This is a genomic window from Variovorax sp. GW821-FHT10B04, assembly GCF_059415645.1.
The window spans coordinates 390101-414374 of the sequence record NZ_JBWKNQ010000005.1 but is presented as its reverse complement, the minus strand read 5'-3'; the positions used below and the strand labels follow the sequence as shown (position 1 = coordinate 414374).

At 63.7% G+C, this 24274-nt stretch carries 22 protein-coding genes; 17 read left to right on the top strand and 5 right to left on the bottom strand.

Annotated elements, in window-relative coordinates:
- Positions 1 to 129 precede the first annotated feature (129 nt).
- From argE to AC07PZ_RS15875, 5 genes are all read left to right on the top strand, one after another.
- The gene (gene argE / locus AC07PZ_RS15895) at positions 130 to 1308 is read left to right on the top strand and encodes an acetylornithine deacetylase (RefSeq protein ID WP_495296066.1); all 1179 of its coding nucleotides are present in this window, start codon (positions 130 to 132) and stop codon (positions 1306 to 1308) included.
- 5 nt (positions 1309 to 1313) lie between these two features.
- Positions 1314 to 2534, top strand: a complete 1221-nt coding sequence (locus tag AC07PZ_RS15890) for a DUF445 domain-containing protein (protein ID WP_495296065.1) — start codon at positions 1314 to 1316, stop codon at positions 2532 to 2534.
- 68 nt (positions 2535 to 2602) lie between these two features.
- On the top strand, positions 2603 to 4675 hold the full coding sequence (locus tag AC07PZ_RS15885) for a molybdopterin-containing oxidoreductase family protein (RefSeq protein WP_495296064.1): 2073 nt from the start codon (positions 2603 to 2605) through the stop codon (positions 4673 to 4675).
- Positions 4676 to 4740: 65 nt separating this feature from the next.
- The gene (locus tag AC07PZ_RS15880; protein ID WP_495296063.1) at positions 4741 to 5889 is read left to right on the top strand and encodes an aminopeptidase; all 1149 of its coding nucleotides are present in this window, start codon (positions 4741 to 4743) and stop codon (positions 5887 to 5889) included.
- Positions 5882 to 6196, top strand: coding sequence for a polyhydroxyalkanoic acid system family protein (locus AC07PZ_RS15875; protein ID WP_495296062.1), 315 nt, complete (start codon positions 5882 to 5884; stop codon positions 6194 to 6196). Before AC07PZ_RS15880 ends, AC07PZ_RS15875 begins: the two co-directional genes overlap by 8 nt.
- Positions 6197 to 6247: 51 nt before the next feature.
- Here the strand turns inward: AC07PZ_RS15875 and AC07PZ_RS15870 are convergent, their stop codons facing one another.
- The 5 genes from AC07PZ_RS15870 to AC07PZ_RS15850 form a co-directional block, all read right to left on the bottom strand.
- On the bottom strand, positions 6248 to 6508 hold the full coding sequence (locus AC07PZ_RS15870) for an acyl-CoA-binding protein (protein ID WP_495296061.1): 261 nt from the start codon (positions 6506 to 6508) through the stop codon (positions 6248 to 6250).
- A gap of 79 nt (positions 6509 to 6587) precedes the next feature.
- Entirely contained in the window at positions 6588 to 7436 is an 849-nt protein-coding gene (locus AC07PZ_RS15865) for a hypothetical protein (RefSeq protein WP_495296060.1), read from the bottom strand.
- 4 nt (positions 7437 to 7440) lie between these two features.
- The gene (locus AC07PZ_RS15860; RefSeq protein WP_495296059.1) at positions 7441 to 8121 is read right to left on the bottom strand and encodes a TetR/AcrR family transcriptional regulator; all 681 of its coding nucleotides are present in this window, start codon (positions 8119 to 8121) and stop codon (positions 7441 to 7443) included.
- Positions 8122 to 8220: 99 nt separating this feature from the next.
- On the bottom strand, positions 8221 to 8721 hold the full coding sequence (locus tag AC07PZ_RS15855) for a phasin family protein (RefSeq protein WP_495296058.1): 501 nt from the start codon (positions 8719 to 8721) through the stop codon (positions 8221 to 8223).
- A gap of 74 nt (positions 8722 to 8795) precedes the next feature.
- Entirely contained in the window at positions 8796 to 10226 is a 1431-nt protein-coding gene (locus tag AC07PZ_RS15850; protein ID WP_495296057.1) for a mannose-1-phosphate guanylyltransferase/mannose-6-phosphate isomerase, read from the bottom strand.
- A gap of 269 nt (positions 10227 to 10495) precedes the next feature.
- Here AC07PZ_RS15850 and rfbB point away from each other — a divergent pair, with 269 nt between their 5' ends.
- Genes rfbB through AC07PZ_RS15790 form a run of 12 tightly spaced genes read left to right on the top strand, consistent with a single transcriptional unit; the run spans position 10496 to position 24272 of the window.
- Positions 10496 to 11590, top strand: coding sequence for a dTDP-glucose 4,6-dehydratase (gene rfbB, locus AC07PZ_RS15845; RefSeq protein WP_495296056.1), 1095 nt, complete (start codon positions 10496 to 10498; stop codon positions 11588 to 11590).
- Positions 11587 to 12477 (top strand): dTDP-4-dehydrorhamnose reductase, encoded by an 891-nt coding sequence (rfbD, locus tag AC07PZ_RS15840; RefSeq protein ID WP_495296055.1) that lies wholly within the window; start codon positions 11587 to 11589, stop codon positions 12475 to 12477. The genes rfbB and rfbD overlap by 4 nt, the downstream gene beginning before the upstream one ends.
- Positions 12478 to 12515: 38 nt before the next feature.
- On the top strand, positions 12516 to 13400 hold the full coding sequence (gene rfbA / locus AC07PZ_RS15835; RefSeq protein WP_495296054.1) for a glucose-1-phosphate thymidylyltransferase RfbA: 885 nt from the start codon (positions 12516 to 12518) through the stop codon (positions 13398 to 13400).
- A complete protein-coding gene (gene rfbC / locus AC07PZ_RS15830; protein WP_495296053.1) occupies positions 13400 to 13945 on the top strand; it encodes a dTDP-4-dehydrorhamnose 3,5-epimerase in 546 nt (181 codons plus the stop codon). The genes rfbA and rfbC overlap by 1 nt, the downstream gene beginning before the upstream one ends.
- A complete protein-coding gene (locus tag AC07PZ_RS15825; RefSeq protein WP_495296052.1) occupies positions 13942 to 14796 on the top strand; it encodes an ABC transporter permease in 855 nt (284 codons plus the stop codon). Before rfbC ends, AC07PZ_RS15825 begins: the two co-directional genes overlap by 4 nt.
- Positions 14786 to 16171 carry an ABC transporter ATP-binding protein gene (locus tag AC07PZ_RS15820; RefSeq protein WP_495296051.1) on the top strand — a complete coding sequence of 462 codons (1386 nt, stop codon included), beginning with the start codon at positions 14786 to 14788 and terminating at the stop codon, positions 16169 to 16171. Before AC07PZ_RS15825 ends, AC07PZ_RS15820 begins: the two co-directional genes overlap by 11 nt.
- A gap of 40 nt (positions 16172 to 16211) precedes the next feature.
- A complete protein-coding gene (locus tag AC07PZ_RS15815) occupies positions 16212 to 17327 on the top strand; it encodes a DegT/DnrJ/EryC1/StrS family aminotransferase (protein WP_495296050.1) in 1116 nt (371 codons plus the stop codon).
- Between the two features lie 8 nt (positions 17328 to 17335).
- Positions 17336 to 17992 (top strand): acetyltransferase, encoded by a 657-nt coding sequence (locus tag AC07PZ_RS15810; RefSeq protein ID WP_495296049.1) that lies wholly within the window; start codon positions 17336 to 17338, stop codon positions 17990 to 17992.
- Between the two features lie 3 nt (positions 17993 to 17995).
- Positions 17996 to 20338, top strand: coding sequence for a glycosyltransferase (locus tag AC07PZ_RS15805; RefSeq protein ID WP_495296133.1), 2343 nt, complete (start codon positions 17996 to 17998; stop codon positions 20336 to 20338).
- A gap of 24 nt (positions 20339 to 20362) precedes the next feature.
- On the top strand, positions 20363 to 20842 hold the full coding sequence (locus AC07PZ_RS15800; RefSeq protein WP_495296048.1) for a hypothetical protein: 480 nt from the start codon (positions 20363 to 20365) through the stop codon (positions 20840 to 20842).
- Positions 20843 to 20863: 21 nt separating this feature from the next.
- On the top strand, positions 20864 to 22000 hold the full coding sequence (locus tag AC07PZ_RS15795) for an acyltransferase family protein (RefSeq protein ID WP_495296047.1): 1137 nt from the start codon (positions 20864 to 20866) through the stop codon (positions 21998 to 22000).
- 13 nt (positions 22001 to 22013) lie between these two features.
- Positions 22014 to 24272, top strand: coding sequence for a glycosyltransferase (locus tag AC07PZ_RS15790; protein ID WP_495296046.1), 2259 nt, complete (start codon positions 22014 to 22016; stop codon positions 24270 to 24272).
- Positions 24273 to 24274 lie beyond the last annotated feature (2 nt).

Here is a 24274-nt window from a genome sequence, read left to right as displayed (position 1 = left end):
TTCCGCCCGCAAAGAGCGTGCCTGCGGCCCCGGCGGGTACTCGGCCTTGGGCACATTTCGTGCAGCCGGAAGGCTTTCGGATTGCCCGACGGCCGGCGTGGCCGCGCGGACTCCCGGAGAATGTCCCGTATGCCCCACACACTTTCCGACCGCGGCCTGGCATTTGCGCAGGCGCTCGTGCGCATGAACACCATCAGCGCCAACAGCAACCTGGAACTGATCCATTTCGCGCGCGACCATCTGGCCACGCTCGGGGTGCAGAGCCGGCTCACCTACAACGCCGACCGGACCAAGGCCAACCTGTTCGCCACGCTCGGCGAAGGCAAACCGGCCGGCGTGATCCTGTCGGGCCACACCGACACCGTGCCGTGGGACGGCCAGGCCTGGAGCGTCGATCCGCTGTCCGCCGTGGTGCGCGAGGGCGACGGCGAGCAGCGCCTGTACGGCCGCGGTTCGGCCGACATGAAGAGCTTCATCGCCTTGGCGCTGGCCAACGCCGACCGTTTCCTGGCGAGCGATTCGCCGTTCGCGGTCCATTTCGCCTTCAGCTACGACGAGGAAGTCGGCTGCTTCGGCGTGCGCGAGCTGATCGCCGACATGCGCGAAGCCGGCATCCGGCCGCTGGCCTGCGTGATCGGCGAGCCGACGTCGATGGTGCCGGCCATCGCCCACAAGGGCGTCTACCGCTACAAGTGCTGCGTGCGCGGCAAGGAAGCGCATTCCTCGCTCACGCCGCAGTCGGTCAACGCCATCGAGATGGCGGCACGTGTGGTCGGCAAGCTGCGCGACATGGCCGAGGGCTTCGAGCGCGAGGAGCCGCGCTACGACGGCTTCGACGTGCCTTTCAGCACCGCCAGCGTCGGCCAGTTCCATGGCGGCATCGCCGACAACGTGGTGCCGCGCGACGCCGAATTCCGCTACGAATTCCGCAACCTGCCGACCGCGGACGCCGCGCTGATGCAGGACGAGGTCATTGCCTACGCGCGCGGCAAGGAGGATGCGATGAAGAAGGTCGCGCCGGACGCCGGCTTCAGCTTCGAGACGATCTGCGAAGTGCCCAGCTTCCTCGGCTCGGCCGACGACGCGATCACGCGGCTCGCGCAGCGGCTGTCGGGCGAAAGCGGCACCACGCTGGTGGCGTTCGGCACCGAGGCCGGCCTGTTCAAGGCCTCGGGCATCCCGAGCGTGGTCTGCGGCCCGGGCAGCATCACGCAGGCGCACCAGCCCGACGAATACGTGTCGATCGAACAGCTCGCGCGCTGCGAGCGCTTCCTGCTCGACCTGGCCGCGACGCGGGAGATCGCCTGATCGCGATGAAGCGGATCGCCCTCGGCCTGCTGTGCGCCGCGGCGCTGCTGTATGCGGTGGCGAGCGTGCTGGCCGCGCGGCATCCGGCCTGGGGTTACGTGGCGGCCTTCGCCGAGGCGGCCATGGTCGGCGCGATCGCCGACTGGTTCGCGGTGGTCGCGCTGTTCCGGCATCCGCTCGGCCTGCCGATCCCGCATACCGCGATCATTCCGGCCAACAAGGACCGGATCGGCGCCAAGCTCGCCGGTTTCATCGTCGACAACTTCCTGAGCACGCCGCAGGTGCTGGCCAAGCTCGCGCAGTTCGACCCGGCCGGGCGCCTGGCGAACTGGCTGTCGCAGCCGGCCACCGGTGACAAGCTGGGCGAGCACGCGGTCACCGTGGTGCGCTACGGCCTGGGCGCATTCGACGATGCACGGGTGCGCGACTTCCTGGGGCGCGCCGCGGTCGCCGGGCTGGCCAAGGTCGACCTGTCGCGGCTGCTGGGGCAGGCGCTCGACGCGCTGACGGCCGGCGGCCGGCACCAGGCGCTGCTCGACGACGTGCTGGCGCAGGTGGCCGCGCTGATGGACGACGAGGACGTGCAGGCCCGCATCACCGAAGCCATCGCGCGCGAGGTCAAGACGCTGAAATACGTCGGCCTCGACCAGATGGCGGCGCGGCTGGGCACCCGGAAGATCGTCGCCGCGGTGGCGCGCACGCTCAACGAACTGGCGGCCGAACCCACGCATCCGTTGCGCAAGCGCTTCGATGCCTTCATGGACGACTTCGTGCTGCGGCTGCGGCACGACCCCGAATTCCATGCGCGCGGCGAGCAGATCCGTGCCGAGCTGCAGGCGCATCCGGCGCTGGGCGAATACCTTCACGACCTCTGGCGCGAACTGCTGGCCTGGCTGCACGACGACCTCGGCCGCGGCGATTCGACGATCCGCCAGCGCATCGCGCAGATGGCGGGCTCGGTCGGCGCGCGGCTGGCGCAGGACGCCGGGATCCGGCGCTGGATCAACGAGCAGATCACGGCCGCCGCGCCGCTCGCGATCGAACGCTACCGCGAGGACATCCGGCGCTACATCGTCGAGCGGGTGGCGCAGTGGAACGCCGACGAGATGACGCGCGAACTGGAACGCAATATCGGCCGCGACTTGCAGTTCATCCGGATCAACGGCACCCTGGTGGGCGGGCTGGTCGGCCTGCTGATCCACACGGTGACCGAGCTGCTGCGCTGACCCGGGCGCGCCGACCCGAAAATCGACGTTTGCACGTTTCCCACGAACACAACGATCAGGCTGAACCGATGGCTGAGACCCTGGCACCTTCCGAGACTGCTGTTGCTGCCGCACCGGCTTCGTCCACCCGCACCGTGCTCGGTGCCTGTCCGCACGACTGCCCCGACACCTGCGCGCTCGTCACGACCGTGCAAGACGGCGTGGCGATCAAGCTGCAGGGCAACCCGGCGCACGTGCACACGGGTGGCGTGCTCTGCACCAAGGTGTCGCGCTACATCGAGCGCAACGACCATGCCGACCGGCTGGTGCAGCCGATGAAGCGGGTCGGGCCGAAGGGCGCGGGGCAGTTCGCGCCGGTGTCGTGGGACGAGGCGCTCGACGACATCGCCGCGCGTCTCGGCGCCATCGCGCAGCGCAACGCGCAGGCGGTGCTGCCTTACAGCTATGCCGGGACCATGGGGCTGGTGCAGGGCGAGTCGATGGACCGGCGCTTCTTCCACAAGCTCGGCGCGTCGCTGCTGGACCGCACCATCTGCTCGACCGCCGGCGGCGAGGCGATGAACTACACGCTGGGCGGCAAGGTCGGCATGCGCATCGAGGCCTTCGCCGAGTCGAAGCTGATCCTGATCTGGGGCAGCAACTCGATCGGCAGCAACCTGCATTTCTGGCGCCACGCGCAGGCCGCCAAGCGGGCTGGCGCGCGGCTGGTGTGCATCGACCCGCGCAAGACCGAGACGGCCGACAAGTGCGACGAGCACATCGCGCTGCTGCCCGGCACCGATGCCGCACTGGCCCTGGCGCTGATGCACGAGCTGATCGTGCACGACTGGCTCGACCACGACTACATCGCGCAGCACACGCTGGGCTGGGACGCGCTGCGCGAGCGCGCGCTGCAATGGCCGCCGTCGCGCGCGGCCGCGGTGTGCGGCGTGCCGGAAGCGCAGATCGTTGCGCTGGCGCGCGACTACGGGACGACCACGCCGGCTGCGATCCGGCTGAACTACGGCATGCAGCGGGTGCGCGGCGGTGGCAATGCGGCGCGCGCCGTGGCCTGCCTGCCGGCGCTGGTCGGTGCCTGGCGGCATCGTTCGGGTGGTGTGCTGCTGAGCAGTTCGGGCGTGTTCCCGGTCGACCGCGCGGCCTTGCAGCGGCCCGACCTGCTGGCCGGCCGGCGCCCGCGCACCATCAACATGAGCACGATCGGCGACGCGCTGCTGGACGCCGCGAACCCGGTCGAGGCGGTGGTGGTCTACAACAGCAATCCGGTGGCGGTGGCGCCCGAGTCGGCCAAGGTCGCCGCCGGCTTCGCGCGCGAGGACCTGTTCACCGTGGTGCTCGAGCAGTTCCCGACCGACACCGCCGATTACGCGGACTACCTGCTGCCCGCGACGACGCAGCTCGAACACTGGGACATCCACACCAGTTACGGCCACACGGACGTGCTGCTCAACCGTCCGGCCATTGCGCCGCGCGGCGAGGCGCGCAGCAACGCCTGGGTGTTCCGTGAGCTGGCGCGCCGCATGGGCTTCGACGAGCCCTGCTTTGCCGACAGCGACGAGGCGCTGTGCCGCAGCGCCTTCGCGGCGGACGCGGTCGATTTCGCCCAGCTGGAGACGCAGGGCTTCACCAGCGTGCGATTGCCCGAAGCGCCGTTCGCACAGGGCAACTTCCCGACGCCGTCGGGCAAGTGCGAGTTCTTCAGCGCGCGGCTCGCGGCACAGGGCCTGGACGGCCTGCCCGACCATCTGCCCAACCACGAGCCGGCCGGCAGTTCGACCGAATTCCCGCTGGCGATGATCTCGCCGCCGGCGCGCAACTTCCTGAATTCGACCTTTGCCAACGTCACCAGCCTGCGCGCGATCGAGGGCGAGCCGCTGCTGGAGATCAACGCCGCCGATGCCGCGTCGCGCGGCATCGAGAACGGTGCGATGGTGCGCGTGTTCAATGCGCGCGGCGTGCATCGATGCCGCGCCGAGGTGTCGCGCCGCGCACGGCCCGGCGTCGTCCACGGCATGGGCATCTGGTGGCGCAAGCTCGGCTTCGACGGCACCAACGTCAACGAGCTCACCAGCCAGCGCCTGACCGACATCGGCCGTGGCCCGACTTTCTACGACTGCCTGGTGCAGGTGGAGCCTCTGTGAGCGGCGCGCGGGGCCACGCCAGGCAAGCTCGAGTTCGCATCGACCGCGACGCCGGAGGTGCGCCGGTGCGCCGGCGTCCCGGGCAGCGCGTGCTGAAGGTCTTGTCGCTCGCCCTGCTGCTGGCGCTGACGGGCTGTGCCGATCTCGGCTACTACTGGCAATCGGCCAGCGGGCACATCGGCGTGATGCGCGCCGCCCGGCCGGTGCCGGAATGGCTGCAGGACCCGGCCACCTCCGCAGCGCTGCGGGCCAAGCTCGAGCTCACCCAGCGCATCCGCCGCTTCGCCGTGACCGATCTCGGCCTGCCCGACAACCCGAGCTACACCGCCTACGCCGATCTGCATCGCAGCGCCGCGCTCTGGAACGTGGTGGCGGCGCCGAAATATTCGCTCACGCTCAAGACCTGGTGCTTCCCGGTCGCAGGCTGTGTCGGCTACCGCGGTTACTACGACGAGTCGGCCGCCACGAACGAGGCCGCCGCGCAGCGCGAGGCCGGCATGGAAACGTCGGTGTACCCGGTGCCCGCGTATTCCACGCTCGGCTGGCTCAACTGGGCCGGCGGCGATCCGCTGCTGAGCACCTTCATCGGTTACCCGGAAGGCGAGCTGGCGCGATTGATCTTCCATGAGCTGTCGCACCAGCTTCTCTATGTTTCTGGCGACACGCTCTTCAACGAGTCCTTCGCGACCGCGGTCGAGCGGATCGGCGGCGCACGTTGGCTGGCCACGCGGGCCAGCGAAGCGGCGCGCACCGAATACGCCGACTTCGACGCGCGGCGCCAGCAGTTCCGCGCCCTGACCTTCGACACGCGCCGGCGCCTGCAGGCGGTCTACGACTCCCGTGAGGCGCGGGCCGCCGACTGGGCGGCCGTCGAGCCGATGAAGGCGGCGGTGATGGCCGACTTCCGTGCGCGCTACGAAAGCCTCAAGGCCGGCTGGCCGGCCAATCGCCGCAACGCCTATGACAACTTCGTCGCGCGAGCGAACAACGCGAGCTTCGGCGCGCAGGCAGCGTACGACGATCTGGTGCCCGCGTTCCAGGCGGTCTTCGAGAAGGAAGGCGAGGACTGGCCGCGCTTCTATGCCGAGGTGCGCCGGATCGCGGCGCTTCCGAAGGACGAGCGTTACCGCGTGCTGCGCGGTGTCGCCCCACCCACGCACACCGCCCGCGAGGGCGCAACCTCCACCTCCACGAACGGAACACCTGGTGCCTGACATCCACATCGAACGAAACCATGCGCTGGGCATCGAGCGTGCCCGCGAGATCGCGCTGCAATGGGTCGCGGAGGCCGAGCGCGACTACGGCATGAGCTGCCGTTACGAGGAAGGTGCACAGGACGACACGGCCTACTTCAAGCGACCGGGTGTCGACGGCACGGTCCGGGTCACGGCAAGCCTCTTCACGATCGACATCAAGCTGGGCTTCCTGCTCGATGTGTTCAGCGACCGGATTGAGGAGAAGGTCACGCGCAATCTCGACGAAATGATCGCGAGCCAGACGCCGGGCGGCACGGTCGCCTGAGAGGTTTCGAACCGGCCGGGCTTGCCGCGTCGGCCGCTCGGACGGCTGGGTTCAGGCCGCCCGCAGGGCCTCGATCAGGTCGATGTACTTCTGCTTGGCTTCGTCGGCGCTCGCGCCTTTCTGGGCCGTCCAGGCGTCCCACTTGGCGCGGCCAACGACGTCGCTGAAGCTCGGGCGCTTGGCCGTGTTGTCGCCTTCGGTGGCCTGCTTGAACAGCCCGTAGATCTTGAGCAGCGTCGGGTTGTCGGGGCGCGTGGCAAGCAGTTTGGAGTTGGCCTGGGCGGCTTCGAAGAGGGCGTTGAGGTCGGACATGGCGCGGAGATGCAGGATGGAAAAAACGATCCGGCGATCTTAGTGTCAGCGCGTCCTCGGCGCGTCCCGCCGTCGTGCGCTATTCCGTCAGTCCCTGGCGCGCGAGCTCCTGGTCCAGCCGTTCACGTGCGTCGCCCGGCGTCAGGGCCGCGGCTTGTTCGTACAGCGCCGTGGCGCGGTTCGTGCAGTCTTCGCCATGCAGCATCATCAGACCGCGCGCGTATTCCATCAGCGCGCTGGCCGAGTTCGGATTGAGCTCGAGTCCGCGCTCGAACAGGGCCTCGGCGCTTTCGGCCCGCACGCCGTAGGTCATGCGGCCGACCAGCGGGCCCACCTTGTCGATCACTTCCGCATGGAACGCCGCCAGCGCGATGTGCGCATCCGCATGCTGCGGCCGCAGCGCGATCACGCGCTCGAGCGCCTCTTTCACCCGGCTGCCCAGTCCCTGCGCGAGCGCCCGCGCGACGCTGATCGCCTGGCTGTAGCGCCCGAGCGCATAGGCCTGCCAGTACAGCGCCTGGCAGTCGTCCGGTTCCGCTTCGGCCTGCTGGGTCGCGCGTTCGGCGACCTGCCGGAACAGCGCGAGCCGGACGGCTTCCCGGGGTTCGAGGTAGTTGGCGTAGATGGCCGTCGCCTGATTGGTGAGCGCGTGGCCTTCGGCACCGTTGCGCAGCCCCACGGCCGCCGCCTGTTCGAATTCGCCGCTGTGGTAAAGCGCCCATCCTTCGACCAGCGCGTCGGTGGCCGGTGTCGGCCGCGCCTGGCCCGCGTGCAGCCGGGGCCAGAGTGGCCGCAGGCTCATGGCGTCGAGGCGGGTGACGTCGGCATAAGGCAGCGCGACCCAGGGCGTCGTCGGCAGCGCAGGCCGTCCGGCTGCGGAGGACACGGGCGGTGCCAGTGTTCGGGGCGCGGGTTCGGTGTGCGGCATGGCGTCACGCGGGAGTGGGAGCGGCCATATCTTCGCGGCCGTAGGCATGGGTCAGCGTCAGCAAATGCCGACGCTGGTCGGGTTCGAGATAGGGCGCCAGCAACTGCAGCGTGTGCTGGGCGCCGCGCAGCAGCGCGGCCTGTGCATGCGCAGGTTCGAGCGCTTCGCGCGGGTTTTTCACGTACTCGTAGCTGAGCCAGTAGGTCAGGACGACCACCATGCTTTGCGAGAGCGCGTCGATCTCGCGCATGTCGATGTCGAGGTGGCCCGACCGGCTCAGTCCGGCGATCAGCGTGCGAATGCCGCGCGCCTTGTTCTTCAGCACGAGCTGGAACTGGGTCTCGAGATGCCGGTTCTTGCTGAGCAGGTCGTTGAGGTCGCGGTACAGGAAGCGGTAGCGCCAGATCAGCTCGAACAGGCTGTGCATGAAGAACCAGGCATCCTCGACGTCGTGGACGCCTTCGGCGGCATGCAGCAGTTCGTCGAGGTCGGCTTCATAGCCGGCATAGAGCCGGTTGATCAGCTCGTCCTTGGCCGGGTAGTGGTAGTAGAGGTTGCCGGGGCTGATGCCGAGCTCGCCGGCCACGAGCGTGGTCGACACGTTCGGCTCGCCGAAACGGTTGAACAGGTCGAGCGCCGCCTCGAGGATGCGCTCCGCCGTGCGGCGCGGTGCTTTCTTGGCCATGAGGAGCCCCGTGTTTGTCTCTTCGGGACACTCTAGCGCAAGTGCGGCGCGCGCGGGGCGCAATTCCGGATCGGTCGTACGGCCGATCCGGGCCGGCGGTCAGCCGTCGCTGCGGGGCGTGCGGCGGCGCGGGGTCCGCGGTGTCTTTGCGGACTCGGCCGCCGGACGGGCTGCAGTCTTGGGGCCGCGCGGCGTGCGGGCTGCGGCCGGGCGGGGCGGCGCTGCCTGTTTCAGCTGCGTTTCCAGCACTTCGATGCGGGCCTTCAGCGCTGCGACCTCCGCGGCGCTGGGAATGCCGAGATGCTCCAGCGCACGCGCGACGCGGTCTTCGAAGATGTTCTCCAGCTTGCCCCAGCCGCCGGAGGCCTTGGCGCCGAACTCGCCGGCCAGCCCGGCCATGCGGGCTTGCGCCTGCGTGAAGGTTTCCTCGGCAGCGGCCTGCGTCTTCTTCTGCACGCCGACGCCGTCCTTCACCAGCGCCTCGAACACCTTGCTGCCTTCCTGCTGCGCCTTGGCGAAGGCGCCGAGCCCCGCCAGCCAGATCTGCTGGGCGGAGTCGCGGATGCGGTCGGTGGATTTGTCGTCGTCCTTGCTCGTCATGCGGATGCTCCTGAAGTGCGATGCCACACGATAGCGCGTGCCGTGCCGGCGCATCGGCCGGCACGCAGATCCGTTTACTTGGCGACCTTCGCCAGGATCGAAGTCACGCGCCCATAGGTGTCATCGAAGCGCACGATGTCGTCCTCGCCCAGATAGCCGCCGGTCTGCACCTCGATCACCTCGAGCATCGTCTTGCCCGGGTTCTCCAGCCGATGCACCGCGCCCAGCGGCAGGTAGATCGACTCGTTCTCGCGCACCAGCAGCGTCTCTTCGTCGCGCGTGACCTTCGCCGTGCCCTGCACCACGATCCAGTGCTCGGCACGGTGGTGGTGCATCTGCAGCGACAGCTTGGCACCCGGCTTCACCGTCAGGCGCTTCACCTGGAAGCGCGCACCCAGGTCGATGCTGTCGTAGGCGCCCCACGGGCGACCCACGCGACGGTGATCGGTCGCTTCCGGATGGCCCGATTCCGTCAGCATCTTCACCACGTCCTTCACCTGCTCGGCACAGGCCGCGCTCGCCACCAGCACCGCGTCCTGCGTGTCGATGATGATCAGGTCGTCCGTGCCCAGCGCCACCACCGGGCGGTGCGGCGCGTGCACGAAGGTGTTGCGCGAATTCAGCGTGCTGGCCTTGCCGCTCAGGCGGTTGCCGTCCTCGTCCGATTCATACAGGTTGGCCACCGCGTTCCAGCTGCCCACGTCGCTCCAGGCGCCTTCGAACTTCACGACGGCGATCTCCCCGTGCTTCTCCAGCACCGCGTAGTCGATGCTCTCGCTGCGGCAGCCTTCGAAGGCTTCACGCTGCAGGCGCACGAAGCTGCCGTCGATCGACATGGCGGCCGTTGCGCGTTCGCAGGACGCCAGGATGTCGGGCGCATGCGCGCGCAGCGCCTCGATCAACGTACGGGCCTGCACCAGGAAGATCCCGGCGTTCCAGAAGTAGCCGCCCTTCAGCAGCAGCGACTGGGCGACTTCGGCATTCGGCTTTTCGACAAAGCGCACCACGCTCTGGCTGGTCTGGTCTTCGAGGGCGGCACCGGCTTCGATGTAGCCGTAGGCGGTGCTGGGGAAGGTCGGCACCACGCCGAAGGTGACGATGCGGCCAGCCAGGGCGGCCTCGACGCCACCGCGCACGGTCTTGGCGAACAGGGCGGCGTCGGGGATGTGGTGGTCGGCGGGCGCGAACAGCAGGAGGTCGTCCGGGTCGGCCAGCAGCGCAGCGGCGGCCATGGCAGCGGCGGTGTTGCGTGCGACGGGCTCGAGGATCTGGCGACCGCCGATGCGGGCGTTCTCCACGGTTTCCTGGACCAGGAAGCGGTGATCTTCCGAGGCGATGCAGGTGATATTCGAATTGAGGGCGCTCAGGCGCTCGAGCGTGAGCTGCAGCAGGCTCTTGCCGTCGATGAGGGGTGCGAACTGCTTGGGCAATGCCTTGCGCGACAGGGGCCAGAGTCGGGTGCCGCTGCCGCCGCAGAGGACGATCGGGTGGATCAGAGTGGTCATTGATACCTTGTGCGGATGATGCAATTAGTAAATTAGTTAACAGATGCTGTTTGATCTGCTTGAACAGATCGTAGGGTAACAAGGCAGTCTGTTGCAAAAGTGCGCTCTAGGCGCGTCGATGGCTCGGTAGCATGAGTCATGCCTCGCCTGGCTCCAGACCACAGTTTGCTTGCCAATTCCTACAAACATGCGTCTCGTAACAATAAGTCACGGTGGGATAATCAGGGGCTTTGCCGCAGCGTCGGTAACAGCCAACAGATAGAACCCACATGATCCTGGTCACCGGCGGAGCCGGCTTCATTGGCGCCAATTTCGTCCTCGATTGGCTAGCGGGCAGCAACGAGGCTGTCGTCAACCTCGACAAGCTCACGTACGCGGGCAACCTCGAAACACTCGCCTCACTGAAGTCGAATCCTGCGCACATCTTCGTCCAGGGCGATATCGGCGACAGCGCGCTGATCGATCGGCTGCTCGCTGAGCACCGCCCACGTGCCGTGCTCAACTTCGCCGCCGAGTCGCACGTCGATCGTTCCATCCACGGGCCTGGCGACTTCGTCCAGACCAACGTGGTGGGCACCTTCCACCTGCTTCAGTCGGTGCTCGGCTACTGGAACGCCCTGCCGGCCGACGAGAAGGCGGCCTTCCGCTTCCTGCACGTCTCCACCGACGAGGTCTACGGCAGCCTGTCGGCCACCGATCCGGCCTTCAGCGAAGAGAACAAGTACGAGCCCAACAGCCCGTACTCGGCCAGCAAGGCCGCCAGTGACCACCTCGTGCGCGCCTGGCACCACACCTATGGGTTGCCGGTGTTGACCACCAACTGTTCCAACAACTACGGCCCTTATCACTTCCCCGAGAAGCTCATCCCGCTGATGATCGTGAACGCGCTGGCCGGCAAGAACCTGCCCGTGTATGGCGACGGCATGCAGGTGCGCGACTGGCTGTACGTCAAGGATCACTGCAGCGCCATCCGCCGCGTGCTCGAGGCCGGTCGCCTGGGCGAGACCTACAACGTCGGCGGCTGGAACGAGAAGCCGAACATCGAGATCGTGAAGACGGTCTGTGCGCTGCTCGACGAACTGCGCCCGCGCGCCGACGGCAAGCTCTACAGCGAGCAGATCACTTACGTGACCGACCGCCTCGGCCATGACCGCCGCTATGCCATCGACGCGCGCAAGCTCGAACGCGAGCTCGGCTGGAAGCCGGCCGAGACCTTCGACAGCGGCATCCGCAAGACGGTCGCGTGGTACCTGGAGAACACCGACTGGGTGAAGAACGTGCAGAGCGGTGCGTACCGGGAATGGGTAGAGAAGCAGTACGACGCGGCGTCCGCACCGGCTTCCTCGGCCAAGGCAGGCGCATGAAGCTGCTGCTCCTGGGCAGGGGTGGCCAGGTCGGCTGGGAGCTGCAGCGAAGCCTCGCGCCGCTGGGCGAATTGGTGGCGCTGGACTTCGACAGCACCGACTTCCATGCCGACTTCAGTCACCCCGAGCAGCTCGCCGAGACCGTCCTGAAGATCCGCCCCGACGTCATCGTCAACTCGGCCGCCCACACCGCGGTCGACAAGGCCGAGAGCGAAGTCGAATTTGCGCGCAAGCTAAACGCGACCTCGCCCGGTGTGGTGGCTCAGGCGGCGCAGCAGATCGGTGCGCTCATGGTCCATTACTCCACCGACTACGTCTTCAACGGCAGTGGCAGCACGCCGTGGCAGGAAGACGATGCCACCGGGCCGCTGAGCGTCTATGGCCAGACCAAGCTCGAAGGTGAGCAACTGGTTGCGCAGCACTGCGCCAGGCACCTGATCTTCCGCACCAGCTGGGTCTATGCCGCACGTGGCGGCAACTTCGCCAAGACCATGCTGCGCCTGGCCAAGGAGCGCGATCGTCTGACCGTCATCGACGACCAGTTCGGTGCGCCGACCGGTGCCGAGTTGCTGGCCGACGTCACTGCGCATGCCATCCGCGCGGCGCTTCAGGACCCCGCCAAGTTCGGGCTCTACCACCTGGTCGCCGGCGGCGAAACCAGCTGGCACGGCTACGCGCGCTTCGTGCTCGAACAGGCGCAGGCTGCGGGCGTCGAACTCAAGGCCTTGCCCGACGCAGTCGATGCGGTGCCGACCAGCGCGTTCCCGACGCCGGCCAAGCGGCCGCACAACTCGCGGCTGAACACCGCCAAGCTGCAATCCACCTTCGGCCTGGTCCTGCCGCACTGGCAGACGGGCGTTGCGCGCATGCTGCGCGAGACGCTCTGATCCTCATTCCTCGATTCACAGATATTCCGGACTCACAAATGACGCAACGCAAAGGCATCATCCTGGCTGGCGGCTCCGGCACGCGCCTGCACCCGGCCACGCTCGCGATCAGCAAGCAACTGCTCCCGGTCTACGACAAGCCCATGATCTATTACCCGCTGACCACGTTGATGCTCGGCGGCATTCGCGACGTGCTGATCATCAGCACGCCGCAAGACACGCCACGCTTCGAGCAACTGCTCGGTGACGGCAGCCAGTGGGGCATGAACCTGCAGTACGCGGTGCAGCCGAGCCCGGATGGCCTGGCGCAGGCCTTCATCATCGGGGACAAGTTTCTGGGCGACGCGCCGTCCGTTCTGGTGCTCGGCGACAACATATTCCACGGCCACGACCTGCAGGACCTGCTGCGCAAGGCCGCGCAGAACGTCGATGAGGCCAGGGTATTCGCCTATCACGTGCAGGACCCGGAACGCTATGGCGTCATCGAATTCGATGGCGACGGAAAAGCCCTGTCGCTTGAGGAAAAGCCGCTGAAGCCTAAGTCGAGCTATGCGGTCACGGGCCTGTATTTCTACGATTCCAAGGCCGTCGAGATGGCCAAGACCCTGAAGCCGTCGCCCCGCGGCGAGCTGGAAATCACCGACCTCAACAAGCTCTACATGGTGGCCGGCAATCTCCACGTCGAGATCATGGGGCGTGGCTATGCCTGGCTGGATACCGGGACGCACGAATCGCTGCTCGAGGCGGGCCAGTTCATCGCGACGCTCGAAAACCGGCAGGGCCTGAAGGTCGCGTGCCCCGAAGAGATCGCCTACCGGCAAGGCTGGATCGACGGTGCGCAACTCGAAAAAATGGCCGATGCGCTGGCCAAGGGCGGCTACGGCAAGTACCTGCGTCGGGTTCTCAACGAGAAGGTGTTCTGATGAAGGCGACCCCTCTGGCCTGCGAAGGCGTGGTCCTGCTCGAGCCCGACGTCTTCAAGGACGACCGCGGATTCTTCTTCGAGAGCTTCAACAAGGGGAAGCTGGAGAAGGTGCTGGGCGAGGAAGTGACGTTCGTCCAGGAAAACCATTCGCGGTCGGCAAAGAACGTCCTGCGGGGCCTGCATTACCAGATCCAGCAGGCGCAAGGAAAGTTGGTTCGCGTCGTCAGCGGTGCGATCTTCGATGTCGCCGTGGACCTGCGCCGGAACTCGCCGACCTTCGGCCGGCATGTGACCCAGGAGCTGTCTGCGGACAACCGGCGGATGCTCTGGATTCCCAAGGGCTATGCGCATGGCTTCCTGGCATTGACCGATGCCGCCGAAATCATCTACATGACGACGGACTATTGGGCGCCCCAGCATGAACGTACCGTCGCCTGGGACGACGAATCCGTGGGCATCGCCTGGCCGCTCGACGGCCCGCCCACGCTGTCCGTGAAGGACCGCAACGCGACGCGCTTCCTGCAGTCCGAGCATTTTTCATGAACAGGCCGTCGTCGATCGTCGACCCGCATGCCGCACGGCCGACCTCGCTCGCGGCCATGGCCGGCGGCGTGTTCCGCCAGCGCAAGCTCATCCTTCAGATGACCCGGCGGGAGGTCGTGGGCCGCTACCGGGGCTCGGCCATCGGCCTGATCTGGTCGTTCTTCAATCCGGTCTTCATGTTGCTGGTCTACACCTTCGTGTTTTCCGAGGTCTTCAAGTCGCGATGGGGGCCGTCCGGCGTCGAAGAGAACCGCACGCAATTCGCGGTGGTGCTGTTCGTCGGGCTGATCGTGCTGGCGCTGGCGAGCGAGGTGCTGAACAAGTCGGCGACGCTGATCACGTCGAACGTGAACTTCGTGAAGAAGGTGGTCTTTCCGCTCGAGATCCTGCCGGTGGTCGCCATGGGCGCCGCGCTGTTCCATGCCTGCATCAGCTTTGCGGTGCTGCTCGTGGCATTCCTGCTGTTCAACGGCTTCCTGCATTGGACGGCGCTGCTGCTGCCGCTGGTGCTGCTGCCGCTGGTCGTCCTGCTGGTGGGCATCGGATGGATGCTCGCGTCGCTGGGCGTGTTCCTGCGGGACATCGGCCAGACCATCGGCATCATCACCTCGGTCATGATGTTCGTGTCGCCGGTCTTCTATCCCGTGACGGCGGTGCCCGAGGCCTTCCGCGGCGTGATCATGGCCAACCCGCTGACGTTCATCATCGAGCAGGCGAGAGCCGTATTGATATGGGGCCATCTGCCGGACTGGACCGGTCTCGCGATCTACGCCGTCGCGGCGGTGATCGTGGCCTGGCTCGGATATGCATGGTTTCAGAAAACCAGAAAAGGGTTCTCTGATGTCCTCTGACATGAGCGCGGCACCGGACGAGCTCGCGGTTCGGATCCGCCACGTCACGAAGTCGTTCGAGATCTACGCATCGCCGCGCGAGCGCCTGAAGCAGTTCATCCTGCCGCGCCTGCGCAGGCTGTTCGGACTGCAGCGGCACGACTACTTCAAATCGTTCGCCGCGTTGAGCGACGTGTCCTTCGACATCCGCAGGGGCGAAACCGTCGGGATCATCGGCCGCAATGGCGCCGGCAAGTCCACGCTGCTGCAGATCCTGTGCGGCACGCTGACGCCCTCCAGCGGCACGGTCCAGATGAACGGCCGGGTTGCCGCGCTGCTCGAACTGGGTGCGGGCTTCAACGGCGAATTCACCGGTCGCGAGAACATCTACATGAACGCCGGGATTCTCGGCCTCGAGCAGGCCGAGATCGACGCACGGTTCTCGGACATCGTCCGTTTCGCGGACATCGGCGATTTTCTCGACCAGCCGGTCAAGACCTATTCGTCCGGCATGTTCGTGCGGCTCGCCTTCGCCGTGGCGGTCCATGTCGACGCGGACATCCTGATCGTCGACGAGGCGCTTTCCGTCGGCGACATCTATTTCCAGGCCAAGTGCATGGAGCACATGAAGCGTCTCATGCAGGAAGGCGTGACGGTGCTGTTCGTGAGCCATGACACGAGCGCCGTGAAGGCGCTGTGTACCAAGGCGGTGTATCTCGATCGTGGCAAGGTAGCCGCGGCCGGATCGACCGACGACGTGGTCGAGGCCTATTACAGCGCCGGCATTCGCGAGCGCCAGTCGCAGGCCACCATCGCGCCCGGGCTGGACGTGTCCGACAGCGCTGCGCAATCTCAATCGCCGGTCGACGCCGCCGATCTTCTCGAGGAAAAGAGTTTCCGGGAAAATTCGGGATTCCATCGGACCCAGAACGGCAAGGCCGAATTCCTGAATGTCCAGCTGCTCGGCGAGGACGGCAGGAAGCTGGAGGCGGTCGACTTCGGGCAGAAGGTCGTGCTTCGGATGAAGTTCAGGAGTGCCGCCAACGTGGCGCTTCTGGGTGTCGGTTACCACATCCGGGATCGCAATGGCTTCGATGTGATCTATTCGGACACCGGCATCGAGGACTGTCATTTCACCGACGTCGCGAAAGACGAGACCGTCGTGATCGACTGGGCGTTCCGCGTGTCCTTGCGCGAAGGCGACTACGTGATTTCCGCGGTGCTGTCCGTGCCGCTCGATCTGTCGATCGCCAAGGCCGAGATCTGCGACTGGGTTCCGGTCGCCGTCTCGATGAAGGTCGGCCGTGGCCACAGCCTGCCGATCCACGCCGCGGCCTATTGGCCGAACGACGTGAGAAGTTACCGCACCCACGCCGGAGACACGGCGCGCCGTTGACGGTGCGCGCGTCTTCGACCAGAAAAAGAAAGGCTTCCGGATGTCTTCGGGCAAGACCATTTACGTGACTCAGCCGAGTCTTCCTCCGCTGGAGGAATTCATTCCCTATCTTCAGGAGATCTGGGACAAAAAGACGCTCACCAATGGCGGTCCCTACCACCAGAAGCTTGAAAAAGCGCTCTGCGAGTATCTCGGGGTCGAGCACCTGGCCCTGTTCACCAACGGCACCATCGCCCTGGTCACGGCACTGCAGGCATTGAACATCAAGGGCGAGGTCATCACGACGCCCTATTCCTTTGTCGCGACCGCGCATTCGCTGCTGTGGAACGGGATCAAGCCGGTCTTCGTGGACATCGATCCCGAGACCTTGAACATCGATCCCCGGAAGATCGAGGCGGCCATCACGCCCGAGACCACCGCGATCATGCCTGTCCATGTGTACGGGCGTCCGTGCGACGTCGACGCGATCCAGGCGGTGGCCGATCGGCACGGCCTCAAGGTGATCTATGACGCGGCGCATGCGTTCGGCGTGAAATATGCCGACCAGAGCGTGCTGCGCTACGGCGATCTGTCGGTGTTGAGCTTTCACGCCACCAAGGTGTTCAACACCTTCGAAGGCGGCGCCATCGTGTGTCCCGATGCGCAGACCAAGCTCCACATCGACCAGCTGAAGAACTTCGGCTTTGTCGATGAAGTCACCGTGGTCGCGCCCGGCATCAACGGCAAGATGACCGAGATCAATTCGGCCTTCGGCATGCTGCAGCTCCAGTACGTCGACCATGCGCTGGAGCGCCGCGCCGAGATTGCCCGGCGCTATCGCGAAGGGCTGGCCGGCGTCGCGGGCTTGCGCTTTCCGCCGCCGGCGCAGAACGTGGTGGCCAACAATGCCTATTGCCCGGTCCTGATCGACGAGCGCTATCCGCTGAGCCGCGACGGGCTGTACCAGAAGCTGAAAGACCACGGCATTCATGCGCGGCGCTATTTCTTCCCCTTGATCAGCAATTTCCCGATGTACAGGGACATGCCGTCATCGCATCCTGGCCATCTGCCGGTGGCGACGCGCATCGCCAACGAGGTGATCTGCCTGCCGATCTATCCAGCGCTCGAGGCGCAAGATCAGCAACGCATCATCGATCTCGTGAGGAGCGTGGATTGACGTCCCGGGTGAGTTTCGGTCTGGTAGGCGCAGGCGGTTTCGGCCGCGAAGTCATGCCGTACGCGCGGTACAGCGCTTCGCTGCAGCTGGGTGTCGAAGAGCATCTGATCGACCTCTTCTTTGTAGAGACGGGAGCGCCTGCAAGTGACCTCGTCAACGATCACCCCGTCGTGTCTGTGGATGCGTTCAATTCGCTGGCAGGAAAGAAATATTTCAATATTGCCATTGGAGACAGCAAGGTCCGCGAGTCGGTCCGCGGCCTGCTCAATGCAGATGCCATACCGCTGACCATTCGAAGCCCGAATTCATTGGATCTCTCGCACAACCATATCGGCGAGGGCGCGATCTTGTGCCCCAATGTCATCATCACAGCGAACGCGCACATTGGGAAATTTTTCCATGCAAATATCTTTTCGTATGTCGCGCACGACTGCGTAATAGGCGACTACGTGACATTCGCGCCGGGTGTTCGTTGCAATGGACGAGTTCATGTCGGTGATCACGCTTATCTCGGAACGAATGCCGTCATCAGGCAAGGCACCCACGAAAAGCCGATTCGAATCGGTGCAGGTGCGGTTGTCGGTATGGGGGCAGTCGTCACGAAGGATGTGCCGGACGGCATCACCGTCATTGGAAATCCGGCAAGACCGATGAACCGGGAGTAAAGAATTAATCCCACGTTCTCGGTCATCATGACCTCGTTCAATTACGCCGCCTATATTGGCGCGGCGATACAGTCCGTGCTGGATCAGTCATGCCCGGATTGGGAGCTGTTGATCGTAGACGACCGATCCACCGATGAATCCTGGGAGATCATTCAGGGGTTCGACGATCCGCGGATTCAGTCTTATCGGCAGCCTGTCAATTCGGGTGCTTGTGCGGCCTACAATTTTGCACTTTCCAAGGCGTCCGGGCGTTATATCGCGAGCCTGGATTCCGATGATGTTTTCCTGCCTTCCAAGCTGGAGCGGCAACGCGAATTTCTGGACGCGAATCCCGGCGTCGGTGTGTGTGGCGTATTTGTTTCCGAAATCGATCGATCTGGTGCGCCGATGGTCGGCGCTACGCCGTATGCCGACTGGTTCAATGTCGATCTGGATTTGAACGATCCCGTCCATTGGGTATGGACCAACCATATCTGCCATTCGGGCGCAGTGGTGCGTTCGGATGTGCATCGAGCGATCGGTTTGTTCAATGCCGATCTGTTCTTGACACCGGACTGGGAGTTCTGGCTCAGGGCCTTGATTTCGAATGCCGGCTTTGCCGTTCTTCCCGAGCAGTTGGTGGCGTATCGCAATCATGGCGCGAACATCACGCAGAACGGTCGTGTGAATGCGAGAACGTCGCAGGAGCATGCGCGCGTCGCGTCGGATCTGCTGATCCCCTGGTTGCGAGGCGGAGGACGATTCGACCTGTTGTCGGAGCTGATCGGTGGTTTTGTGACGAGAGCCACGGGCGATTCCGATTTCGATGACGTCGCAAAAGCGCTGGTGGGAGGAGCGGGCGCTGCAGACGCTGCCGGGACGGCGCTGCGCGTGATTGCGGATCAACGGGTCTCGATGGCCCAGGCGGAGAAATGGCGGCTTGAATTGCATGCTGCGTATGAGGAAACGCTCGCCAGGATCTCCAGCTATGTCGAAATAGAAAAAATGCAATCGCTGGAACTCGCTGCCTGGCGTGGGCTGGACTTGGAAACACGTACACGGTTGCAGACAGCGGAAGCGGCGTTGTTTGAATTGCAGCAATCGTTGCAATTCGGCGGACTCGCCAAAATACGTTCGAGATTGTCGGCAGGCTGGGCATTGCTTCGAAATTACCTCGGTCGTCCGGCGAAATACGATCGGCCGCGGGATGCCTTCGGCAAGAAAGCGAATGAAGACCTGGCCAAGGAAGTATTTTTGAGCGACTCGCACGGCGTGAAATTCTCGACGCGCGCGCACAAGACCTTGCTGGTGGTCCACGAGTTGTCTCGAACAGGCGCCCCCCGCGTGGTTCTTTATCTGGCGCAGGCAATTCGCAAGCTCACCGGGGATGTGCCGGTGATCTGGTCTCCGGTCGACGGCGACATTCGTGCCGAATTCGAGGCGCACGGCTTTCCGGTGATCGTCGATCCGCTCATCCTGGCCTATCAGCCAGCGCATGCGAGCAGCCAAACTGCGGTAGCGAGCTTCGAACGGGTGATTGCCACCTCGCTCTCCTCGTACCCTTTCGTTCGCCATCACGGTGCCGTCGCAAAGCGGTTGATGTGGTGGATCCACGAAGAAACCGCGGGTTTCGACTATCTCGTGACCCAGCATGCGCCGGATCTGGCGACGCTTTTCGAGCGATGCGAGGCCATCTGGCTGGGCAGTCCGCTCTGTTTTGCGCCAGCGGGGCGGTTTGTCGAGCACCAGAAATTGGTGATGTTGTTGTATGGCTGCGAAGACGCATCGAGGCCAGCGGTTTTGCGCCCCGACGGGCGATTGGTGGTCACGATCGCTGGCTCATTGGAGCCCCGCAAAGGCCAGGACATTTTTCTGGATGCCATCGAACTGCTGTCCGACGCTCAGCGGTCGGCTGCTTTGTTTCGCATCGTCGGTTCGTCGACGCAGTGGTTCGCAAGCTTCGAAGAAGCCATTCGCACCCGTGCCTCCAGGCTTCCTCAGGTCGAGTGCATTCCCAATGTTCCTTTGGATCGTTTGAACGATCTTTACGCGGAGACGGATGTGGTCGTTTCCGCGTCGCGATCGGATCCCATGCCCATTGCCATTACGCAAGGCCTGATGTTTGCCAAGGTCTGCGTCTGTTCGTCGGCAATCGGGCATGCAACGCTGTTGCATGACGGCCAGGACGCATTGATCTTCGCCAGCGAAAGTGCCTCTCAGCTCGCTGAAAAGCTGGCATGGCTCATTTCAAATCGGCAGGCCCTTGCAGGAATTGGCGCTGCGGGACGGGAAGTCTATGAAGCCCGTTTCACGGAAAATCAATTCGTTGCCAATGTCGAATATCTTCTACAGCATTCCCGTCACTGATCTCCTATGTCGATAGATTCAAGAATGATGATTGCAACGGCTTGTGCCGTGGTTATCGGTGTGTCTGCGGTGGTCATCGCGAAGAAAAGGGACGCGACACCGCCTTTTGCTTTGATCAGCGAAATCATTGAACCGTCGAGTGGGCCGGGGGCCGAGCCATTGGCGACTGGCTTGGGCATCACGCTCGCCAAGGCTGGCCTCACCATCGTTGTGCCCGATTGCAATATCGAGAAATACAAGGATCGATTTTTCCTGCATGTGTTCCCCGTGCCCTATGGAAAATCGTCGAAATATGCGAATCTCGATTTCAGCCTCGCTTCCGAGAAAGAGGCGAAGATTCTGGCCGAAGGGAAAACGGTGTGTTCGTACACCAAGAGCTTCAAGGACCTGAGCGTGTCAGAGGTTACCGTCGGACAATTCTCAGCGCCCGATGGCGCATGCTGCAAGATTCTCTGGTCGCGGAATTATGTATTCGATCGTGCGGCCACTGCCAGAAATGAATAGCGCCGACAGAAAGGACCGCCAATGAAATCGCCAGACCGGATGTTCGGCCTGGATGTCTGCCGTGCTGCGGCCATCCTGTCCGTGGTGCTGGGGCACATGTTCCAGCATTCGAATCCGAATCGCTATGTCGCAGAAGTCGGCTTTCTTGCGATTTTTGGTGTCGACCTGTTCTTTTGCCTCAGCGGCTTTCTGATTGGACGGATTCTTCTCAAGGAATCCGAGGCCTGGGCTGCCGAGCGTGACCGCGGATTGGTTCGATTCTGGTATCGCCGGTGGATGAGGACGTTGCCACTCTATTTCTTCTTCTTCCTGGTCGAGCTTTATATCTACCGTGGTGGCATGTCCAGCGTTTCCCATCAGACGGAATATCTGGTTTTCTCCCAAAATCTGGCATGGCCCATGCCGGATTTCTATCGATTGACCTGGAGTCTTGCGGTGGAGGAGTGGTTTTATCTCCTGTTTCCGTTGTTGATGTTCTTTTTGATCGGCTTGGGTTGGCGCTCCCGCAAGGCCGCACGCTGGACGATCGTCGTATTTTTGGTGGTTCCGCTGGCGCTGCGTCTCGCTCTCTTCGACGAGAACGGCGTATTCGACAATCTGGATCCGCATGTTCGCCATATCGTGATGTTCCGCCTGGACGCGATCGGCTGCGGCGTGGCCGTTGCCTACCTGGCCAAATGGCATCCTTTCGTTTATGCCAGACTTCTTCGCGCATGGTGGATCTTCGGTTTAATGGCGGTTGCGTGCATGGCATACATCAAATGGGAGTATTTCGGGGTCGCGCCGAACAATGTGAGTGTCGGCATTTATTTCACTTTGTCGGCCATTGCATTCGCGGGATTGGTTCCGAGGTTTGCGGCCATTCAGCCGACCAGGCTGAATGTGTTGAATCGCTTCATCAGGTATACCAGTCTTTCTTCCTATTCTTTGTATCTTGGGCATATCGTGGCATTTGCGGTCAGCATGGAGGTGCTTCGTAAATTGACGTTGTTTGATTTCATTTACCCGAACCCTTGGCTTGTTTACCCTGTTTTTCTGGTTGCTGCATATTCTCTGGCGACCTGCACGTATTTCTTGATCGAAAAGCCATTGCTTCTCCTGAGGGATCGACGCTCCAATCAAGTTTTGCGGTCCGACGAGCGCACAAATCCTATATAAATAAAAATACTTCATGGTTGATCATCTCGCGCCTGATTTCGATAACCCACCCGGTCGACGGCCTGCGTCGGCAATGTATGTGCTTGAGCGGACGGCGACACCGGCGCAAGCCGATGTTTCCATCATCACGCCCTACTACAACACGGACGAGGTCTTTCTCGAAACCTTCCAATCGTTGAAGGCGCAGTCGCTGCAGAATTGGGAATGGATCGTCGTGGACGATGGTTCGACCGAACCCGATTCCATCGCCCAATTGAAGGAGATCGCTTCGCGCGATCACCGGGTCAAGCTGGTGCACCAGGAAAATGCAGGCCCCAGCGCTGCACGGAATGCGGGCTTCGAACTTTCGCGGGGACGGTATGTCGCGCTGATCGACAGCGACGACATGATCGAACCCACGTACCTGGAAAAATGCGTCTGGTTTCTCGAGTCCAATCCTGAATTTGCATTCTGCAATTCCTTCAGCGTGGTCTTTGGTAATCAATGCTTTTTGCATGCAACGGGCTTTGGCACCGGCAAGCAGCATGTCCTGAACAATTCAGGGCCGCCGATCTCCGTCATCAGGCGAGCTGCCTACAGCGACGCCGGCGGCTTCGACGCGTCGATCCGTTTCGGACACGAGGATTGGGATTTCTGGCTCGCAATGGCCAAGGCCGGCCATTGGGGCTACACGTTGAAAGAGTACCTTCAGTGGTACCGCAAGCGCAGCAACAGCCGCTTTGAACAGATCATGAGCGCCGGGACAACCAATGCGGAGTTCGAAGCGCTGATGCGTTCGAAATACGCGGGACTGGAGCAGCATTTCCCTGAGCCCGTCCGTCGCACGCCGACGCCGTATGAAACCGTCCGGGACGGTGCACCCATTGCCAATCGGTTGAATGGCGAACTGCAGGGGCGGCACTTGATGCTGGTGATTCCCTGGATGGTCACGGGGGGGGCGGATCGGGTAAACCTCGATCTGATCGAAGGACTGGCTTCACGTGGCCATCAGATCACGATCGTCGCGACGCTGCCCGCCGATCATCGATGGGAGCATCAATTCGCCCGCTTCACCCCCGATATTTTCGTACTGCCGAATATCCTGTCGGAGTCGGACTACCCGCGTTTTCTTGCGTATCTGATCAACTCCAGGAGCATCGACACAGTGCTCATCACAGGGAGCACCATCGGCTACCAAATGCTTCCTTACATGCGCGCAAACAGTTCGAATGTTGCTTTTCTGGACATGTGCCATGTCGAGGAAGAGAACTGGCTCAACGGCGGGCATCCACGTTTCGGCGTGGGCTATCAGGAATTGCTCGATGTGAACATCGTGACCACGTCGCATCTGGGTCGATGGATGCAGGACCGGGGCGCCGATGGACGGCGCATCGAGCTCATGCACACAGGGATCCGGACAACATCAGCTGCGGACGTGCCGGACCTGAAGTCTTCTGTCGTTGCCGAGTGGGGGCTGAAACCCGATGTGCCGGTGATCGTGTTCGCCGGTCGTTTGTGTGACCAGAAGCGGCCGCTTCTGCTCATCGAGATCCTCGCAGCCCTGAAGTCGCAGGGCGCCGAGTTTCAGGCACTCATCATCGGCGACGGAGAGTTGCGTGGTCAGGTTGAAGAACTGGTGGCGCAGCGGGCCTTGCAAAACCATGTGCGGCTGCTGGGATCGCTGCCGCACCAGAAGTGGCTGGATCTTCTCGTCGTGTCGGATATCTTGCTGATGCCCTCGCAATACGAGGGCATCTCGATCGCCTTGCTCGAAGCCATGGCGGCCGGCGTGGTTCCCGTGGTTGCCTATGTGGGTGGACAGGGCGAGATCGTCGAGCCGTCTGCAGGGGATCTCATTGCCCAGGGGCCGCACGAACTGGATGCCTATGCACAGGCCGTGCATGCGATGCTGGTGAACCCGGACGTCCGGATGGCGCGTGCTGCGCGCTGCAGAACGCTTGCCGCGTCGAAATTCTCCTGGTCGACGATGATCGATCGATTCGAACAATTGATGGACCGCGCGCATGCATTCCGGCTCGACGCGCCCCGCAATCCTGTCAGCCCCGGTGTCGGTCGGGAATTGGCGGCCATGGCGCTCGAGAACAAGCGACTCGGGGACGCCGTGCATTGGCTGTGGAATTCCAGCAATGGCGGAGCAGCGACTTCACCCGAGGCCCAGGCCGTCGCGCGGTTTGCCATCGCGTTGAGCCAGACCCGCATCGGCGTATGGCTGCTGGGCAACAGGGTGATCAAGGCCGTTGCGCGCCGCGTGCTTGCCAAGATCCATCGTTGAAC

Bases quoted from the DNA above. Each gene is read 5' to 3' on its own strand.
- rfbB (WP_495296056.1), top strand. From the start codon at position 10,496: ATGATCCTGGTCACCGGCGGAGCCGGCTTCATTGGCGCCAATTTCGTC.
- AC07PZ_RS15860 (WP_495296059.1), bottom strand. From the start codon at position 8,121: ATGGCCAAGAAAGCACCGCGCCGCACGGCGGAGCGCATCCTCGAGGCG.
- rfbD (WP_495296055.1), top strand. From the start codon at position 11,587: ATGAAGCTGCTGCTCCTGGGCAGGGGTGGCCAGGTCGGCTGGGAGCTG.
- AC07PZ_RS15790 (WP_495296046.1), top strand. From the start codon at position 22,014: ATGGTTGATCATCTCGCGCCTGATTTCGATAACCCACCCGGTCGACGG.
- rfbA (WP_495296054.1), top strand. From the start codon at position 12,516: ATGACGCAACGCAAAGGCATCATCCTGGCTGGCGGCTCCGGCACGCGC.
- AC07PZ_RS15850 (WP_495296057.1), bottom strand. From the start codon at position 10,226: ATGACCACTCTGATCCACCCGATCGTCCTCTGCGGCGGCAGCGGCACC.
- AC07PZ_RS15815 (WP_495296050.1), top strand. From the start codon at position 16,212: ATGTCTTCGGGCAAGACCATTTACGTGACTCAGCCGAGTCTTCCTCCG.
- AC07PZ_RS15820 (WP_495296051.1), top strand. From the start codon at position 14,786: ATGTCCTCTGACATGAGCGCGGCACCGGACGAGCTCGCGGTTCGGATC.
- rfbC (WP_495296053.1), top strand. From the start codon at position 13,400: ATGAAGGCGACCCCTCTGGCCTGCGAAGGCGTGGTCCTGCTCGAGCCC.
- AC07PZ_RS15870 (WP_495296061.1), bottom strand. From the start codon at position 6,508: ATGTCCGACCTCAACGCCCTCTTCGAAGCCGCCCAGGCCAACTCCAAA.
- argE (WP_495296066.1), top strand. From the start codon at position 130: ATGCCCCACACACTTTCCGACCGCGGCCTGGCATTTGCGCAGGCGCTC.
- AC07PZ_RS15855 (WP_495296058.1), bottom strand. From the start codon at position 8,721: ATGACGAGCAAGGACGACGACAAATCCACCGACCGCATCCGCGACTCC.
- AC07PZ_RS15865 (WP_495296060.1), bottom strand. From the start codon at position 7,436: ATGCCGCACACCGAACCCGCGCCCCGAACACTGGCACCGCCCGTGTCC.
- AC07PZ_RS15800 (WP_495296048.1), top strand. From the start codon at position 20,363: ATGATGATTGCAACGGCTTGTGCCGTGGTTATCGGTGTGTCTGCGGTG.
- AC07PZ_RS15890 (WP_495296065.1), top strand. From the start codon at position 1,314: ATGAAGCGGATCGCCCTCGGCCTGCTGTGCGCCGCGGCGCTGCTGTAT.
- AC07PZ_RS15885 (WP_495296064.1), top strand. From the start codon at position 2,603: ATGGCTGAGACCCTGGCACCTTCCGAGACTGCTGTTGCTGCCGCACCG.
- AC07PZ_RS15795 (WP_495296047.1), top strand. From the start codon at position 20,864: ATGAAATCGCCAGACCGGATGTTCGGCCTGGATGTCTGCCGTGCTGCG.
- AC07PZ_RS15825 (WP_495296052.1), top strand. From the start codon at position 13,942: ATGAACAGGCCGTCGTCGATCGTCGACCCGCATGCCGCACGGCCGACC.